This is a genomic window from Rheinheimera sp. (assembly GCF_030824435.1).
Taxonomy (GTDB): domain Bacteria; phylum Pseudomonadota; class Gammaproteobacteria; order Enterobacterales; family Alteromonadaceae; genus Pararheinheimera.
Map to the genome: position 1 here is coordinate 41065 of NZ_JAVBXS010000024.1, position 17567 is coordinate 58631.

Annotated in this window: 12 protein-coding genes; 6 read left to right on the plus strand and 6 right to left on the minus strand. The window is 48.2% G+C overall.

The features are described 5' to 3' along the window. Positions 1 to 186 precede the first annotated feature (186 nt). The 4 genes from RCH83_RS05880 to RCH83_RS05895 all read left to right on the plus strand — a co-directional run bounded on the left by RCH83_RS05880 (position 187) and on the right by RCH83_RS05895 (position 6358). Positions 187 to 2427, plus strand: a complete 2241-nt coding sequence (locus RCH83_RS05880) for a TonB-dependent receptor (protein WP_306519993.1) — start codon at positions 187 to 189, stop codon at positions 2425 to 2427. Positions 2428 to 2476: 49 nt separating this feature from the next. Beyond that, positions 2477 to 3619 (plus strand): hypothetical protein, encoded by a 1143-nt coding sequence (locus RCH83_RS05885; RefSeq protein WP_306519995.1) that lies wholly within the window; start codon positions 2477 to 2479, stop codon positions 3617 to 3619. Between the two features lie 120 nt (positions 3620 to 3739). Next, on the plus strand, positions 3740 to 5911 hold the full coding sequence (locus tag RCH83_RS05890) for a prolyl oligopeptidase family protein (protein WP_306519997.1): 2172 nt from the start codon (positions 3740 to 3742) through the stop codon (positions 5909 to 5911). Positions 5912 to 6112: 201 nt separating this feature from the next. Then, a complete protein-coding gene (locus tag RCH83_RS05895; protein WP_260656929.1) occupies positions 6113 to 6358 on the plus strand; it encodes an MbcA/ParS/Xre antitoxin family protein in 246 nt (81 codons plus the stop codon). A gap of 202 nt (positions 6359 to 6560) precedes the next feature. Here the strand turns inward: RCH83_RS05895 and RCH83_RS05900 are convergent, their stop codons facing one another. The 4 genes from RCH83_RS05900 to RCH83_RS05915 form a co-directional block, all read right to left on the minus strand. Beyond that, entirely contained in the window at positions 6561 to 7124 is a 564-nt protein-coding gene (locus RCH83_RS05900; protein WP_306519999.1) for a CBS domain-containing protein, read from the minus strand. A gap of 109 nt (positions 7125 to 7233) precedes the next feature. Then, positions 7234 to 7482, minus strand: a complete 249-nt coding sequence (locus RCH83_RS05905; RefSeq protein ID WP_306520001.1) for a hypothetical protein — start codon at positions 7480 to 7482, stop codon at positions 7234 to 7236. 452 nt (positions 7483 to 7934) lie between these two features. Next, positions 7935 to 8966 (minus strand): cytochrome d ubiquinol oxidase subunit II, encoded by a 1032-nt coding sequence (cydB, locus tag RCH83_RS05910; protein WP_306520003.1) that lies wholly within the window; start codon positions 8964 to 8966, stop codon positions 7935 to 7937. Then, positions 8966 to 10393 carry a cytochrome ubiquinol oxidase subunit I gene (locus RCH83_RS05915; protein ID WP_306520005.1) on the minus strand — a complete coding sequence of 476 codons (1428 nt, stop codon included), beginning with the start codon at positions 10391 to 10393 and terminating at the stop codon, positions 8966 to 8968. Before RCH83_RS05915 ends, cydB begins: the two co-directional genes overlap by 1 nt. A gap of 320 nt (positions 10394 to 10713) precedes the next feature. Here RCH83_RS05915 and RCH83_RS05920 point away from each other — a divergent pair, with 320 nt between their 5' ends. Beyond that, entirely contained in the window at positions 10714 to 12603 is a 1890-nt protein-coding gene (locus RCH83_RS05920) for a sensor histidine kinase (protein ID WP_306520007.1), read from the plus strand. Continuing rightward, complete coding sequence (locus tag RCH83_RS05925; RefSeq protein ID WP_306520009.1) at positions 12600 to 13988, plus strand: sigma-54 dependent transcriptional regulator; 1389 nt, start codon at positions 12600 to 12602, stop codon at positions 13986 to 13988. Before RCH83_RS05920 ends, RCH83_RS05925 begins: the two co-directional genes overlap by 4 nt. A 43-nt stretch (positions 13989 to 14031) precedes the next feature. Here RCH83_RS05925 and RCH83_RS05930 read toward each other — a convergent pair whose 3' ends face one another. Both RCH83_RS05930 and RCH83_RS05935 read right to left on the minus strand, forming a co-directional pair. Continuing rightward, entirely contained in the window at positions 14032 to 14619 is a 588-nt protein-coding gene (locus tag RCH83_RS05930; RefSeq protein WP_306520011.1) for a YkgJ family cysteine cluster protein, read from the minus strand. A gap of 59 nt (positions 14620 to 14678) precedes the next feature. Then, positions 14679 to 17543, minus strand: a complete 2865-nt coding sequence (locus tag RCH83_RS05935) for an EAL domain-containing protein (protein WP_306520013.1) — start codon at positions 17541 to 17543, stop codon at positions 14679 to 14681. Positions 17544 to 17567 lie beyond the last annotated feature (24 nt).

Sequence of the window (17567 nt, forward strand, 5' to 3'; positions counted from 1 at the left end):
TTACGTGGAAAGAATAAAGGGAAACACTGCAGCATTTTCATCTTGTTAGTCGCAAATATCAGTCATTTTTGCGCTTGGCTGCCGCGACAACTACAATGTCAGCTTATTTCTCTTTTATTTCAGTGCACAACAGGATGTGTTCAGTGGCAAGTGACTGCCAGTTTGCTTGATAAATTTGGACTTGCAATGAATAATCCGACGCTTTTTACCATGGCGCCAGCCATGTTTTTTGTGTTCGCTGCCACCGCAGCAGAAGCACCCCTTGTTGCTACGGATGACAACAAAACCGCTGATGAACTGGAAGTCATCAAAGTTTATGCCCAAAGACGCGCGCAGGATAAAACTGAAGTCAGTGTGGCTGTGACCAGTCTTGCTGGTGAAGACATCGCCGGACGTCGTTTACAAAGCAGCACCGAACTCAGTGGACTGGCACCAAATTTTGTTGCTTCAACAGTGTCAGGTGAAGGTACTACACCTTCCTTTAACATTCGTGGTGTTGGCATGTTTGATTACAACACCTCAACTGTGTCACCCATTTCCATTTACAGCGATGATGTGGTCAGCGGCGGCGCCAACTTCTTAAGCAGCAGCCTGTTTGATTTGCAGCAAGTTGATGTGTTGCGTGGGCCTCAGGGCACATTATTTGGCCGCAATACCACAGGTGGCGCCATTTTATTGATGTCACGCCAGCCCGAATCTGAATTTGGCGGTTATGTCAGCCTTGATGTGGCAGAGCACAACAGTCGTCAACTGACGGCCGCGGTCAATGCACCGCTTGGCGAACAAACCTCAGCAAGGCTGGCGGTAAATCATCAGGATTATCAATACAGTATGCAAAACCTGTTTCCTCTGGGGCAGGATGGCGGCATGCGGCACAATAATGCCAGGCTGATTATACAAAGTGATTTTGACCAGTTCAGCCTGAACCTGAAGTTGCACAGTGAAAATGTACAAGGTGCACCCAAACCTATATACAGCGCTGGTATTTTGCAGGATGCCGCCAGCCGCGCGCCTTGCCCGCTGGCGGATGTTGGCAGCAGAAGTTGTGTGGATGCTTTTGGTTATGCCGTACCCAGTGATGATTATTGGCAGACAGTAGCAGACACCTTTGACAAAAAACACGATACCGAAAGTTATGGCGGCAGTCTGAAGTTAACGGCTGAGCCGGCATCAGGTTATCAGCTGAAATCTGTCACTGCTTATAAAAGCCTGCAAAGGTTTCATTCTTTTGATTCAGATGGTCCGGGCAACTTTATTGAAGGCAGTTTTGACTCCGACAACAGTTTTTTTTCACAGGAGCTGAGTCTGGCGGTGCAGGGCGACAACAGTTTCTGGACTTCAGGCCTGTTTTATCTGGATGAAAGTTTAACGCAACTGAACGACCTGGATTTGTTCCGCGATTTTCGGCTGGTGCCTGAGCTGGCGGCCATTCCGGCGCAGTTTTTTTATCACAACAAACTCGATAACAGCTCCTGGTCGGCTTACAGCCAATGGGAACAAACACTCAATCAAACATTTAGTCTGCTGCTTGGTGGGCGTTATACCCGCGAAAAAAACCAATATCAGGCGCGCTCCGACTTAGATTTGGTGCCGGTGTTTATCCCTTCTTTGTGGGACTTAACCGGTGAAATAAAAGACAATGAGTGGTCCGGCAAAGTAGCGCTGCTGCAAAAACTCAGTGAAAGGCACAGTCTCTATTACAGCTTGTCACGCGGTTTTAAGGCCGGTGGTTATAACGCAGGTTATGCCACCAGTCCGGCGCAGGCGGCAGATTCAGCTTATGCACCGGAACGGCTGAATGCATGGGAAATTGGTGGTCATTGGCAGTCTGAAAAAACAACCTTGAGTTTTGACTGGGCGGCTTTTTATTATGACTATCAGGACCAGCAGGTTTTTGTGAATCAAACCTCAGGACCAGCCCCTTATCATGTGCTGAAAAATGCAGGTGATTCACAGATTTATGGTGTGGAAGCTGAGCTGAACTGGCGCATTGACCCTGCCATGCAACTGGAGCTGACCTTAGGTCACCTGCCAAAAGCTAATTTGGGTAAATATCAGACTGAAGCTGTGCTGGTGCCGGAAAACCGCTTGCCTTTTACTTCAGAGTGGATGGCCAGTGGCCAGTTTAGTTATGACTTTGCCGGCATGCTGAACAACCTGCAATTCCAGCTTGGTTTTGTGTATTTATCCGATTTTTATTTTGACCAGTACGAAAATCCTTATACCGAACAACGGGGTTACACTTTGTGGCATAGCAGATTGTCGTATCAGCCTATGCCTGAACTTGAAGTGTCTGTGTTTGGTAAAAACCTGTTGAATAAAGAATATACCGAGCTTAGATTTGATTCTATTGCTGCTTTGGCAGCAGTCACCGAATTGCGTGGTGAAACCCGTCAGCTGGGACTGGGGGTCACTTATCAGTTTTAACTGAAGCGCAGTTCATGGAAGGTCTTATTCAAATAACAAGGAAATACCGATGCGCTTCCAATTGCTCTGGCCGGTGCTGGCAACTTTATTGTTGCCATTGCTGGTGTCCTGGTTTGTGTACCCAACTCATTTACCTCCCGGTTTTGGCGAGTTCCCGCCGCAGTTTGTGGCACAAGCACCGGGTTTTAACCTCTGGTATTTTATTGCCGTTGCTATAGGCGCTGTCTGGATCAGCTGCATGATGTTTGTGCCAAAGCTGATGGGTTTTAAAGGTGCAGAGCCTAAACCTGCAGCGGCCAAAAAACCTTTGCCATGGTGGTTTTACGCTGGTCTGGTGGTCAACCTGTTTTTCTGGGGTTTAATGTGGAGCCATTCCACTGCTTTTGGCGATCTGGTGTTCTGGTCTTTTACTCCAATGTGGTGGGGTTTTATTCTGGTGCTGGATGGCCTGGTGTATCAGCGTAATAACGGTGCTTCGATGTGTTCCCGTCAGCCGATGTTGGTGCTGATGTCAGCGCTGGTCTCTATTGGTGGTTGGGCTTATTTTGAATATTACGATTATTTTGTGCTCGCCAACTGGTATTACCCCAATTCGGCAGCTGCGCCTTGGTCACATACTGTGTTGGTGGTGGAGTTTTTGCTGACCTACAGCACCGTAACGCCTGTGATCTTAGAGTGGTATTGCCTGCTGAACACTTTCCCTAAACTGGTGGCCCGTTATAAAAATGGCCCGGCCTGGAATTTAAACGGCAACTGGCTGATTGGGATTGGTGCTTTGCTGATTGGCTTGATGGTGTTGTTGCCTTATCCGCTGTTTTGGGTGGTCTGGATTGGGCCTTTTGCCGTGATGACAGGGGTGCTGCTGCGCCTTGGCATCTGGAACCCTTTTACAGATATTAAACAAGGCGACTGGAGCGCTGGTTTATTAATAGGTATGGCGTCTTTGCTTAATGGTTTGTTTTGGGAATTCTGGAATCATGGCAGTGTGTATTTTGTACAGGAACCTGTGACCAACCCTAACTTTTGGGTGTACAACATTCCTTATGTTGATGTGATTCATCTGTTCTCCGAAATGCCGTTGCTGGGTTATTTTGGTTATATCCCTTTTGGTGTGCTGGTGTGGCAGGTGTTTATCTGGTGTGGCAAGTTATTTGGTTTTAATACCGATTTAAAACTGTTCCCAGCTGAATAACCGCAGTGTCCAAAAATTGGCATTGGTCGTTATTTTTACGGTGCCAATCGCAATGTTTTGTCTGCAGTAGCAACTTTGGTATGCTCCGGTTCTTACTATTAGAAAGAACCGGAGAATCTGATGAAGTATGTTGCCCTGAGTGCCTTGTCTTTGGCGCTGTTAACTGCCTGTAATCCTCAAACCAACACACCTGCCAATACTGACGTTGCTGCCACTCAGGCTGCACCCGTTGCCAAACTACAATATGCCAGCAGTAAAAAAGGTGATGTAGTGGACACTTATTTTGAGACCCAGGTGGCCGATCCTTACCGCTGGCTGGAAGATGATCGTAGCGCCGAAACCGGCGATTGGGTGAAAGCACAAAACAAAGTCACTTTTGATTATCTGGCGCAAATCAGCTACCGCGAGCAAATTAAACAACGTCTGACTGAGCTTTGGAATTACGAAAAAATCGGCACGCCAAGTAAAGAAGGCGCTTACAACTACTTCTCTAAAAACAACGGCCTGCAAAATCAATCTGTGATTTATCGCCAGAAAGAAGGTGCTGAGCCAGAAGTGTTTTTAGACCCTAATACCTTCTCAGCCGACGGCACCACTTCTTTGGCTGATTTACAGTTTACCGAAGACGGCACCTTAGCCGCTTATGCCATTTCTGAAGGCGGCAGCGACTGGCGCAAAGTGCGTATTATCAATGCAGAAAGCAAAGAACAGCTGGAAGCTGAGCTGGTGGATGTGAAGTTTTCCGGTATTGCCTGGAAAGGCAACGAAGGCTTTTTTTACTCCAGTTATGACAAACCAACCGGCAGTGAATTGTCGGCCAAAACCGATCAGCACAAACTGTATTACCACAAATTAGGTACAGCGCAAAAAGACGATCAAGTGTTATTTGGCGCCACTGAAGCGGAAAAACACCGTTATGTGGGTGCTCAGGTGACAGACGACGGTAAATATCTGGTGGTGTCAGCTGCCAATGCAACTTCGGGCAATAAGCTGTTTATCAAAGACTTAACCAAAGCAGACAGCACTTTTGTGACTTTAGATGCTGAAGGCAGTGCCGATTACCAACTGGTAACCAGTGTCGGTGACAAGCTGTATTTCGAAACCAACTTTAAAGCGCCGAATAACCGCCTCATTATGATTGATGCCACAAAACCTTCGCAGGATCAGTGGCTGGATATTATTCCTGAAACAAAAAATGTATTAAGTGTCAGCAAAGGCGCAGGTGCACTTTTTGCAAACTATATGGTGGATGCTGTTTCTAAAGTGCAGCAATATGATTTAGACGGCAAGCTGGTGCGTGATGTGCAATTGCCAGGTGTAGGTTCTGTCAGTGGTTTTGATGGCAAAACCAAAGATGAAGTATTGTATTACAGCTTTACCAATTACAGCACACCAGGCACCAGCTACAGCTATAACCCGGCAACAGGTGAGTCTGCGGTTTATTTTAAACCTGCAGTGAAGTTTAACAGCGACGACTATGAGTCGAAGCAGGTGTTTTACACCAGCAAAGACGGCACCAAAGTGCCGATGATCATCACCCATAAAAAAGGCCTGCAACTGGACGGCAGCAACCCAACCATGTTGTATGGTTATGGCGGTTTTAACGTCAGCCTGACCCCAAGATTTAGCGTGGCGAATCTGGTGTGGATGGAAATGGGCGGCATTTATGCGGTGCCTAACCTGCGTGGTGGTGGTGAATACGGCAAAGCATGGCATAACGCCGGTATTCAGCTGAAAAAACAAAATGTGTTTGATGACTTTATTGCGGCAGGTGAATATCTGGTAACCAATAAATACACTTCAAACAACAAGTTAGCTATCAGCGGTGGTTCAAACGGCGGCCTGTTAGTGGGCGCAGTAATGACACAAAGACCAGATTTAATGCAAGTGGCGCTGCCGGCAGTAGGTGTACTGGATATGCTGCGTTACCACACTTTTACCGCTGGTGCTGGCTGGGCTTATGACTACGGCACTGCAGATCAGTCCAAAGAAATGTTTGAATACCTCAAAGGGTATTCACCAGTGCACAACGTCAAAGCAGGTGTGGCTTATCCTGCCACTATGGTCACCACTGGCGACCACGATGACCGTGTGGTGCCGGCGCACAGCTTTAAGTTTGCCGCTGAACTGCAGGCCAAAGCCGGGGGTAATAACCCGCAGTTGATCCGCATTGAAACCAATGCTGGTCATGGTGCTGGTACGCCTGTGTCAAAAACCATTGAACAAGCGGCCGATGCTTTTGGTTTTACGCTGTTTAATATGGGGGTCACAGCCTTACCTGCTGCAAAATAATCAGAGGGTAAAATTACAGCACTGTTTTAGCCGCAGTGCTGTAACACTCAGAAATAAAGGTGGTTTTTCCACCTTTTTTTGTTTTTTGCAAATTGCATGTAAAGCCTGCTTTGCAACTTCAACCCCTTCTGCTGATCCAAATCAAGCCTGGCACTTTATCCTCAGCTATAGTTAAAACCCAATTCTGATGGAGGTGATGCAATGGCTACAGTTTCTGAAAATGCACTTCGGCTTATTCGTTCGCATGCAATTGACCCGCAACAAGCGGAGCAGTTTTACCAACAAGGATTAGCTTATTTTGGTTCGGATCAGCTGTTTGCCCAATGGCTCACCAGCACCAATGCTTATACTATGGGGCAAACGCCCTTGTCAGCACTTTCGGCAGAAAACGGTGTGCAATATCTGACAGATTTGATGTACCGCATGCAAGACGATTACGGCGGATAATAAAAAGAAAGCAGACAAACAGCAGAGGGGCAGAAGTATAAAGGCGGCAATTGCCGCCTTTATCATAAAAAAAACCGGCAGCAGGCCGGTTTTTTATTGCCTCCTCTGCACCCAAGGTGCTGAGGGTTTATGAAGGTTCAGCGAACAGTGAGTGACACTGTAATTGTTGCACCGAACCAGCTCTCAGGGAGGGTTACAACTTTCAGGCGCTGGCCAGATCAAGCATATTCAGTAAAGTTGGTGCTTTTTCAATTTGCACCGGCGCTATATGCAGTCTGGCGGTAATGTCCCGCGCTGAAATAATACCGCGGATCTGATGGTTTTCGTGATCAATCACCACGGCGTAAGGTTCGCCGGCTTTTTGCAAGGTATTAAGCACATCACCAACAGTGCAGTGTTGCAGTTGCTGATATGACAATCCCATCACTTCGGCTCTGGCATGCATCACGTCTTTGACCGTTAGGTCTTTTGCTTTGACGTCTTTATTCACCAACCGCATCAGATTCTGACTGCTGAACTGATCGCTGCTTAATACACCCACCATTTCACGGGCTGCATCGACCACCAGTTTCAGCTGGCTGTGTTCATGGCGCATCATTTCTTCAGCTTCAAGTGCGGGGGTGTTTTCATCCAGTAGCATAGGGTTGCTGCTACGAAAATCAGTAAAAATGCTGAGGGCAGGCGATTTTAATGTCGAATCCTGAAATTCAGCAGGTTGCACTAAGTGATCGATCTGGTCCAGCGTATAAGCAGTTAATGTTCTCATTGTATACCTCACAGACAATGACCCAGAGGCAGTCATTGTAAATTCATGTCATGGGTTATTTTGCGCACTTAGGGTGCGGCAAAATTTAAACAAACAGATGAATGAGTGATCAGTATAACGAAGGGGGGGCGCGTGGCTGAGCGGCCAGAGCTCTGGCTACCGGAGCTTGGGCAGCGATAAAAACCGGCGCAGCATGTAACACGCTGTTGATATTGAGGCTGGAGTGGTGATTGAGGGCAAGGTCATCAGGGCTATCGTTATGCTCAACACTGCCGGATGCAAGGTGTTGCGACAAGGGCATAATGGCTTGTTGGGTGGTGATGCCACTGCCAATCACATCCACACGGCTGGCAGTCACAGCTTTCACCGAAGGCGAAAACAGCATGCTCAGATAGATGATTGTGATGAAAAGGTGGAACCAACGCATAACCTGACGTCCCGGAAAATTGGCGGTACAGCACTGCCATAAGCTGACTATAGCAGCGGCCAATTTAAAATAGCAATCGGCAAAGCGGCCGGTGGCGCTAAATAAAGTCAAGCACCGGCAGCGGGAAAAGCCTGATCCAGGTCAAAAAAGTTGACAAAAACCTCAGGCAAAACCGGAGTTGTGCCTGAGTTATTTTCGTTGATTCAGAGGAATTTAATAACTAATTTCAGTAAAAATACGACAATTAGTAAAAAGCTTATACCAACAAGGTACAACAGAAAAAACCATTGGGTAGCCGTTAATTTTTTATTGAGTTTGCAATACAAACTGCGACCAGCTGCGATAAATTTCTGCTCAAAAGCGGCGATTTTTAGCTGTAACATTTAATAACCCTCTTCAAAATCTTCTACTTTGCCGGCAAAAATACGATAGCCCCACAAGGTATAAGCCAGAATAAGCGGCACAAAAATCAGCACGCCAGGCAACATAAACCACAAGCTATGGTCGGGTGCGACTGCTTGTTGGTAACTCAGCTGGCGCGGTAATAAATAAGGAAACAGACTGACCAGCAAACCAACAAACGCCAGCACAAACAAGCTGACGGCAAGCCAGAATGGTCTGTCTTCATGTTTTACCACCACCTGCTCAGCCAGATGATGGCTTTTCCGCACCCGGCCAAGGTCGCGATACAACAATCTGGCAGCCGCCAATGCCAGCAACGGCAAAGGTAACAGCAACAGCGTATGCCAGCCGCCAAACCAACGTTGCCAAATCAGCGGGTCGGCCAGTACCGTATAAAGGCTGACCAATGCCATCGCAATCATCACCAGCCAGAGCAATAAACGGCCACGTTGCGCCGCTTTATGCTGAATAGCGCCACGGCTTTTCATCACCAGATAAGCACAACCCAACAGAGCATAACCGGCCACCACCGACAAAGCCGTGAGCAGTGAAAAGGGAGTTAACAATTGCAGGCTACTGCCTTGTACTGCATCTGAAGGCACACCTTGTACCACTACGCCGAGCATCAGCCCCTGACAAAAAGCCGCCAAAGTTGAGCCTATGGCAAAAGCGCGGCTCCACCACATTTTGGAGCTATGTGACTTAAACCTGTATTCAAACGCAACACCGCGGAAAATTAAGCCAATCAGCATCAGCATAATGGGCAGATACAAACTTGATAACAACAAAGCATAAGCCGACGGAAAGGCGCCAAATAAAATCACACCTCCAAACACTAACCAGGTTTCGTTGCCATCCCAGACGTGAGAAACAGAACGCATCAGATGGTCGTGTTCAGCGTCTGAGTTAAACCAGGGGTACAAAATGCCAATACCCAAATCAAAACCATCCAGCAGCACATACATCAGAATGGCAAAGCCCAATAACAGGAAATAAAACAAACTGATATCCATTAGTTTGCTCCTTGGTGTTGTGTTTCATCAGCCAGATTTTTGGTAAAAGCAACGGCATAACCTGAAGCTTTCACCCCCACTTTTAACTGCTGCAAATCGGCAAGTGCAGGCGGGCCTTTTTTAATCAGTTTGCCCAAAAAATACAGGTAAACGCCAAACAGCAGACTGTAAGTCAGTACAAATAAACTCAGCGATAAGGCCACCCGCTCAGCAGGCAGCGGCGACACCACATCCATAGTGCGTACTAAACCTTGCACCAGCCAGGGCTGACGACCCACTTCCACCACGTACCAACCGGCCAGCACTGCAATAACCCCGCTTGGCGCCATCAGGCTGCAAAGCCGTAAAAACCAGCGGCTTTGGTACAAAGTGCCACGCAGTCTGAGCCACAAACCCGCCGCAGCAATGAACATCATCAACAGGCCAATGCCAACCATGATGCGAAAGGAAAAAAATACCAACGGCACATTGGGTCTGTCGGCTTTAGGCACAGATTTTAAGCCTTGTAATTCACCATGCCATTGGTGGGTCAGAATAAGGCTGGCAAGACCAGGCACTTTGACTTCAAACAGATTTTTTTCGTTGGCAGGGTCCGGTATGGCAAATAACAACATAGGCACATTGGCTTCCCGCGCTGGCCAAATACCTTCCATTGCGGCCAGTTTAACCGGCTGATGTTCTTTCACATTCAGGCCGTGGAAGTCACCGATCAGAATTTGCAGCGGCGTCAGCAGCAGCGCCAGCCATAAGGTCAAAGACAAAGCTTTGCGGGCAAAAGCCTGATGTTGTTGTTTCAGCAGATACCAGGCACTTGTGGCCATCACCAGAAAAGTGGCGGTGAGTAAAGTTGCCAGCAACATATGGGATAACCGGTAGGGCATCGAAGGGTTAAAAATAACTTCAAACCAGCTTTCTACTTCAAAACGGCCATTGACTATTTTGTGGCCGGCTGGTGTTTGCATCCAGCTATTGGCGGCGATGATCCAAAAAGCCGAGATCCAGGTGCCAACAGCCACAGTACAGCTGGCGAAGAAGTGCATACGCTCGCTGACTCTTTGCCAGCCAAATAACATCACCCCTAAAAAACCGGCTTCCAGAAAAAATGCCGTCAGCACTTCGTAAGCCATTAATGGCCCAAGCACTGCGCCTGTCAGTTCAGAAAATTTAGAAAAGTTAGTGCCAAATTCATAAGATAAAACAATGCCGGACACCACACCCATACCAAAGGTAATGGCAAAAGGTTTGATCCAGAATTTCGCCAGTTGCAGGTAAACAGGGTTGCGGGTTTTTAACCACAAACCCTCCCACAGGGCTATTAAAGTAGCGAGACCGATGGTGATAGAAGGGAAAATAATGTGGAAACTGACGGTAAAAGCAAATTGTAAACGCGATAAAATGGCCGAAAGTTGTGTGCTGTCTATGTCCATTTCAGCAGTCCTTCTCAACACTGAGCAACAGCAGATACTGTGGTAACTGCCATAACAGAGCACTGAGCAACAGCAGTAAGAACACCACACCCAGTTCCACCATAAAAATCATCATATCCATCAACAACTCCGGCTATTTATTTATGCTGTTGTGGTAGTGCCAGAATCAGGCCAGCCGGTATTTTTATAAAACAATATTGATCTATATCAGTTTTTTTTGAAAAACTTGCGGTAGCTGTGAACTTGCTTTACGCTCTTGTCGCAACTGCCTGTCAACGTTGTAGACAGCTGCTTCTGAACACCAGCGCCGGAGTCTGACCGTGGATTTAACCTTGTTGTTTGAGCTGATGCTTGTATTAACCTGCTGTTGTGCTGGCTGGACTGCACTCTGGTTATGGTGGCATGCGCGTTTTCAGCCTGTGTTATCGCCGCTCAGCGCTTTTTGTCTGATGCTGATGTTATGGAGTCTCGGCCATCTGGCGCTACAGCATCAGTTGTTGCTGGCGGGTAAAGCTTTGATTTTGGCAAGCCCTTTAATGCCCACTTTTTACCTGCAATTTGCGTTGTATTTTGTTGCTGATGGCAAAAAGGCCGGGGTTGCATCTGGCATCTCAAAACTCAGATCTTTGTTGCCGTTGCTGTTTTTAACTTCAATTGTGGTCATTTTATTAAGCTGGTCGCAGTCATCGGCAACTGTAGCGCCAGCAGCGCAGTTACCGCAGTTTTTCCTGTTTAGTGGTTTTGGCTGGGTGAATCTGCTGTACACAGTTGCGCTTGGGGTATTGGCACATGGGGTGTTATGGCAAGGCTGGTGTCAAAGTCAGGGCAACAAACGCCGTACTATTGCCGCCATTAGTGTCAGTGCCGGTTTAGGCTTATTGCTGGCCAGTAGTTTTGTGTTGCCGTCGTTGGGGTTGGATTGGTATCCGTACCCTATGTTGTTATTGCCCGGGTATTTGTTGCTGCTGGTTTATAGTGTGGTGCGTTACCAGATGCTGGCGGTAAACGCTTTTGCCAGCAGAGCGCTTTTTGTGCTGGTGATGGGGCTGGTATTGCTACTGCTGATGGGGCTGATTAGCGCACTTTTTGGTCAGCTGGGTATGCCAGCGCTGGCGGCCGTGCCTGGCTGGCAACTCTGGTTATATTCGTCGTTGTTATTATTGCTTGCTGCTGGCTGTTACCGCCCGCTGAGCCGTTTGGCTGAGCGGCTGATTTACCCTGGTGTGGCGCTGAATCAGCAAATGGTCAGTCACTGGCTCAGTGAATTATCCAAACCGCAACAATGGCATGGGCTGGCTGAGGTTGCGGCCGCTCTTATCAGTAAACCGCTGAAACAACCTTTGCAAATTCTGCTGCAACAAGGTGAGTTGGTGCTGGCGCAAAGTGGCCCGGTCGATGCCGGGTTGCAACTCTGTTGTAAAGCGCAGCATGACGGCTGGCATTTTGTTTACAGCCCGCAGACAGAATTGACACCCGGCATGCGGCTAACCACCGAAGTTTTTGGCTCCTTGTTACAGAGTAGCTGTACTAATTTACAACGTGCTTTGGCGCTGGCTGAAGCTGAAACCAGCAGACTGAGTCAACAACATCTGGTGGAGCTGGGGGCGCTGGCGGCATCAATGGCGCATGAACTGCGAAACCCGCTGAATATTATTTCGATGGCATCAGCCGCAGTGGATGCTGAGCTCAAAGGCCATATTCAAACCCAGCTGAAAAGAGCAGACAGACTGATTGCCGATATGCTGGTGTACGCCGGTAACTTACAGTTGCAGCGGCAACAGGTGCAGCTGCAAGGGCTGTTACAAGGTTTGCTGGCGCAATGTGATCTGGCTGATGTGAAGCTTGAGCTGCGAGTGCCTGCAGATGTCACTCTGGATGCCGACCCAATGCGTTTGCAGCAGGTGTTGATCAACCTGATTGACAACGCTTTGGCGTTTTTACGCAACCAGGCTTTAGCCACTCTGTGTATTGAAGCGCAACAACACCAGACAGAGACAGTATTGCTGTTACATAACAACGGTCCTGTGCTGGATGAAGCCATTAAAAGCCGGTTATTCCGGCCCTTTGTCAGTAAAAGGGCAGGGGGCAGTGGTTTGGGTCTTGCCATAGTGCAACGTATAGTTGCAGCCCATGGCGGAACCATACGTCACCGCACTGATTTAGGTTGGCCGGTCAGTTTTGAAATTTGTATACCAAGGAGTAAAGCATGACGCTGGAGCGTTTTGATATAGCGCGCATTTTGCTGGTGGATGATGAACCGGCCTTTCGCTTATTAGCCGAGCGTTTTTTAAGCCAACAAGGTCATCAGGTGGTATCGGTCGCCGATTTAACTGCCGCCAGAGCGCAGCTGGGCAGCCAGAGTTTTGATTTAATGTTGCTGGATTTATCTTTGCCACCGGCTTTTGACCCTCAAGCCACGCTGGCGGTTTTACCTGAGTTTGCCGCCCAACCTGTCATTATTATGACAGGCCATGCCGAGCGTGAGCTGGCGCTCAAAGCCATCAGCCTTGGCGCCTGGGATTTTCTGGCCAAGCCTGTGGATCCCGACATGCTGGCGGTGGTGGTAAAAAGAGCCATCAGCAAACATCAGCTGGCCCGCGAGCTGAGTTTATTAAAACGGCACCATCAACCTACCGATGTGTTGTCGCAGCTGGTGGGAGTGTCCAGGCAAATGGACAATATCCGTACTCTGGTGCAGCGTATAGCCCCCACCGAAGTGCGGGTGCTGGTGACTGGCCCATCCGGCACCGGCAAAGAAGTGGTGTCGCGGGTGTTGCATCAGCTTAGCCTGCGCAGCAAAGGGCCTTTTGTGTCTGTGCATTGTGGTGCTATTCCGGCTGAACTTTTGGAAAGTGAACTCTTTGGTTATGTCAAAGGTGCTTTTACCGGTGCCGACAAAGACCGGCAGGGGCTGTTAAGCCTGGCCAATGGCGGTACTTTGTTTCTCGATGAAATAGGCGAAATGCCTTTGCCGATGCAGGTAAAAATGCTCAGGGTATTGCAGGAGGGTACTTTTTACCCTGTGGGCGGGCGGGAGCAAAAACGTATTGATGTGCGGCTGATCAGCGCCACCAACGCGGTGTTGCCTGAGCTGGTGCGCCTTGGCAAATTCCGCGAAGATTTATATTACCGCATTAAAGGCATTACGCTGGAGACGCCGGCACTTTCCGAGCGCCGTGACGATATTCCATTGTTAATTCAGCACTTTTTGCAACAACAATCGCATAAAACCCAGCTGTCGCCAGAAGCCATGTTGTGGTTTTTACAACAACCATTCCCGGGCAATGTGCGGGAGCTGAAAAACACACTGGAAAGTGTCTTGGCTATAGCACAACAGGGGGTGGTGACGTTGGCCGACATTCAGCTGCTGCATCTGGAGTCGCAGCAGCTGCAAAGGGTGCAGCCGCAGTCTTATGCGCCGGGCGCTTCAATGGATGAACAGGTACGGCAGCTGGAAATCAGTTTATTAACTCAGGCTTTGCTGGAGTCCCAGGGCAACCGCAGCCAGGCCGCAAGGGTATTGGGTTTGTCGCGCCAGGGTTTACTGAAAAAAATTGAACGTTATGGTTTGCAACAAATGGGAGTTGAGGGTTAGGGCGCAGCTTGTGGCTGTGCCCTGAGCCGGTGACGTCTGACTGTTATTCGGCTAAACCGGCGTAATATTGCTCAAATAACACTTTTTCCAATGCCTGACGCATGGCTTCGTTAATAGGGAAATTTAAACCACCCAGTTCGTAGTCAATCTGGCGGATTTGTTCTTTGCCGTTGCGGATCATCGGTGGCGGGTCAGATTCCAGCGCTATTAAAGTGTCGGCATAAGCCACCGGATGGTCGGCTTTAATGTTTTTACAGACCGACAACTGCACTTCACCTTCACGGCCGTTATAACCGGCGGCGCCGAATAAACGGCAAATACCGGGGCGTTTTAAATAGACACTACATTGGCCCATTTTGCCATCTGCGGAGTGGCGCTGATAAAAAAAGCAGCCGTCTTGTGTATGGTTCGCTAAAGCATCCAAGGTTGATTCGGCTTTGCCTTCGTCCAGCAGGCTATAAGCCAGCGGCAACATTTCCAGCACTGTGGCTTCAATGCCCGGATGCAAACAACATTCACCACAACCTGAGCGGCAGAATAAACCCCGGTCACGCTGATATTGGGCATAAGACTGGCCAATTTCGGCGAACACCTGTTCTACCTCAAGAGACAATTGTTTTAAACGTTGCATAGGGCTACCTCAGTTAGGGCGCGTATTGTACTGAGGTCACACAGGGAACAGCAAGAGGCTCAGAGATCACTCAGCGGTTTAGGTTTGGCGATACCATAACCCTGAGCGTAATCCACCCCCATCTCCCGGAGTTGTTGCAGTATGTCGATGCTTTCAACATATTCAGCCACTGTCATAATGCCCATAGCGGCGGCCACATCGTGAATGGAATTGACAATAGCGCGGTCGAATTTGTCGGTTAATAAATCGCGCACAAAGTTACCGTCAATTTTGATGTAATCCACCGGGAAGTTTTTCAGATAACCATAAGATGAAAAACCACTGCCAAAATCATCCAGCGCAAAACGACAACCTAAGTTTCTGAAATGATGGATAAAATCCAGGGTATTTTGCAGGTTCAGAATGGCCATACTTTCGGTAATTTCAAAACAGATATGGCGTGGTGGAATTTTGTATTCGTTAAACAACGCGGACACATAAGCTTTAAACAAAGGGTCGACCAGCGAGGCGCCGGACAAATTAATGCTGCAATGGCCTAAATTTTGTAAATGTTGTGGATGTTGTGCCAGCCAGCGGAAATAGTTGCGGATCACCCAGCGGTCTATCTGGGGCATCAGACCATAACGTTCGGCCGAACTTAAAAAGTTGCCAGGCGCAATAATGCTGTTGTCTTCGCCTTTCAGACGCAACAATAACTCATAATTGCTCACGTTTTCAGGCAGTTGAATTGCCTGAATCGGCTGCATATAAAGCACAAAACTGTCTTGCTCTAATGCCCGTTGTAAAATTTGTACCCACTGAATTTCCGCTTGTTGTTTTTGTAACTCATCATCGTCCGGATGGAACAAATGAATGCGGTTGCGGCCTTTTTCTTTGGCGACAAAACAGGCGGAGTCGGCCTTTTTAATAGTTTGTTCGGCAGAAAGATCGTCGCGGGTGATTTCACTCATGCCAATACTGACACTGATGCTGAATAAACTGTCTTGCCAGAAAAAACGGAATTCTTTGACCACTTCCAGCAGGTTATAGGCAATAGCAAAAGCTTCCTGTGCTGTTTTGCCCGGCAATAACACGGCAAACTCATCACCACCCAATCTTGCCAGTACCCCATGGCTGCCAAGTGCACGTTTCAGTTGATCGCTGATTTGCAACAACAAAGCGTCACCAGCTGTATGGTTGCAGGTGCTGTTGACCAGCTTAAACTGGTCGATGTCGATATATAAAATAGCGCTGGTTTGATGTTCGGTTTGTAATCTGTGCCAGGCTTGTTGCGCCAGCAAGGCAAAATGATGGCGGTTATAAAGGCCGGTTAACGGATCGTGTGAGGCCAGATAAGCCAGTTGTTCATGGTTAATTTTTTGTTCGGTAATATCGACCACTGAACCATGGATAAAAGCTTCGGCATTGCTGTTTTGTGCCAGTCTGGCCGACATCAAAGCCCAGAACGGCGTGCCGTCAGCACGCAGGCCGCGCAGCTCAAAACTCTGGTTATTGCTGTGTTGCAGCTGACGCACCATATGCAGTCGGTCGTCCGGGTTGGCGTAAAACTTTGCCATACCGTATTTTTTGACATCCAGCTCCATCTGACTCAGTTGCTGGTAACCCAGAATATTCAACAATGAGCGGTTGGCGGCAATCAGCTGGCCATCCAGTGTGGTGGTAAACATGCCTTCTACCGCATTGTGGTAAATATCGTAATACTGTTTCAGGGTATTAATAGCTTGTTGATGCGCGACCGTACTCTCTTCACTAACCTGTTGCATACGCTGGGCTAAACCGTAACTCATCAAAGCCATACTGCACACCACAGAACCAATCAGCAGGTATTGCCAGACTTTGGTGTCAGTAACATAACCCAGCTGCGCCAGTATCAACACCAGGCTGGCGGCAAAAAATAACACCCAGCTTAAACTAAAAGTGCGGGCTCTTGGTTTGCCACTAAAGGTATGAGCCAGCACTTGCAGCAAATTGCTGCCCATCACCAGCGTCAGTACCGCTAGTAATAACAACAGCCTGTGGCTAAATTCGATATAAAGTGGACTAAACAACAGCAAGGCTGAAGCTAATAAGTTCAGCCATAACAGCGGTAAACGGGCGTTGCTGAGCATGGCGTGGGTGGCCAGGCTTAAAAATGCCAGACAAGCACCTACCGCCAGATAAAAAATGGCCTGATTTACTTCCGGATATTCCGGCCACAATAACGCAAAACCTGCGCCATTTAACACAGCGATGACCAGGCTGAAAAATACAAAAAAGCCAGCGAAGTAACCATAAAGCAAAGTTTTAATGTTCAGATATAACAACAGGTTATAGGCAGCCATTAACAGCAGCAGCCCCAGCATTAAACCATCAAACAGGTTGGAGGTGAGTTGCAGTTGATAATAACGATCCGGTTGCCACAACTGAAAATCAGCACGGATCAAAGTGCCGTCCTGTACTTTGATCAGAATATCCAGTTCCTGTTCGGCTTTAAATAACAAAGGCACGGCAAAGGTACGGCTTTTGATTTGTCGTTCGCTAAAAGGCAGGCTGGTGCCGGCGCGGTTGAGTTTTTTCAGTTCATGGTTTTGCCGGTCAAAACTATAAAATTCCACCAGATTGGCTGACGGGAAGTTGTAATCAAGAATAAGTTGCTGCTGACGTTGCCCCAGGTATTGCAGCCGGGTGAAAAACCACACCACTTTATTTTGTGCTTTAAAACTGAAATCGGCTGAAGGTACAGGGCTGAATGCATGGTGATGCTCGGGTTCAAAGACGATGTCTTCGATGGTGACGTTTGCTTCTGTCACCTGATAATGTAAATGCGGATGCAGCGGCAGTCTTTTTAACTGTTCGTCCAGTTTGAGTATGTCAGCGGGAAAAGCCAATACCAGAGTGGGGAACCACAGGATCAGAAGCAGCCACCACCTTGTCACCACGTGCATTCCTCCATTGAGTTTGTTCTAAGC

Bases quoted from the DNA above. Each gene is read 5' to 3' on its own strand.
- RCH83_RS05880 (WP_306519993.1), top strand. From the start codon at position 187: ATGAATAATCCGACGCTTTTTACCATGGCGCCAGCCATGTTTTTTGTG.
- RCH83_RS05885 (WP_306519995.1), top strand. From the start codon at position 2,477: ATGCGCTTCCAATTGCTCTGGCCGGTGCTGGCAACTTTATTGTTGCCA.
- RCH83_RS05890 (WP_306519997.1), top strand. From the start codon at position 3,740: ATGAAGTATGTTGCCCTGAGTGCCTTGTCTTTGGCGCTGTTAACTGCC.
- RCH83_RS05895 (WP_260656929.1), top strand. From the start codon at position 6,113: ATGGCTACAGTTTCTGAAAATGCACTTCGGCTTATTCGTTCGCATGCA.
- RCH83_RS05900 (WP_306519999.1), bottom strand. From the start codon at position 7,124: ATGAGAACATTAACTGCTTATACGCTGGACCAGATCGATCACTTAGTG.
- cydB (WP_306520003.1), bottom strand. From the start codon at position 8,966: ATGGATATCAGTTTGTTTTATTTCCTGTTATTGGGCTTTGCCATTCTG.
- RCH83_RS05915 (WP_306520005.1), bottom strand. From the start codon at position 10,393: ATGGACATAGACAGCACACAACTTTCGGCCATTTTATCGCGTTTACAA.
- RCH83_RS05925 (WP_306520009.1), top strand. From the start codon at position 12,600: ATGACGCTGGAGCGTTTTGATATAGCGCGCATTTTGCTGGTGGATGAT.
- RCH83_RS05930 (WP_306520011.1), bottom strand. From the start codon at position 14,619: ATGCAACGTTTAAAACAATTGTCTCTTGAGGTAGAACAGGTGTTCGCC.
- RCH83_RS05935 (WP_306520013.1), bottom strand. From the start codon at position 17,543: ATGCACGTGGTGACAAGGTGGTGGCTGCTTCTGATCCTGTGGTTCCCC.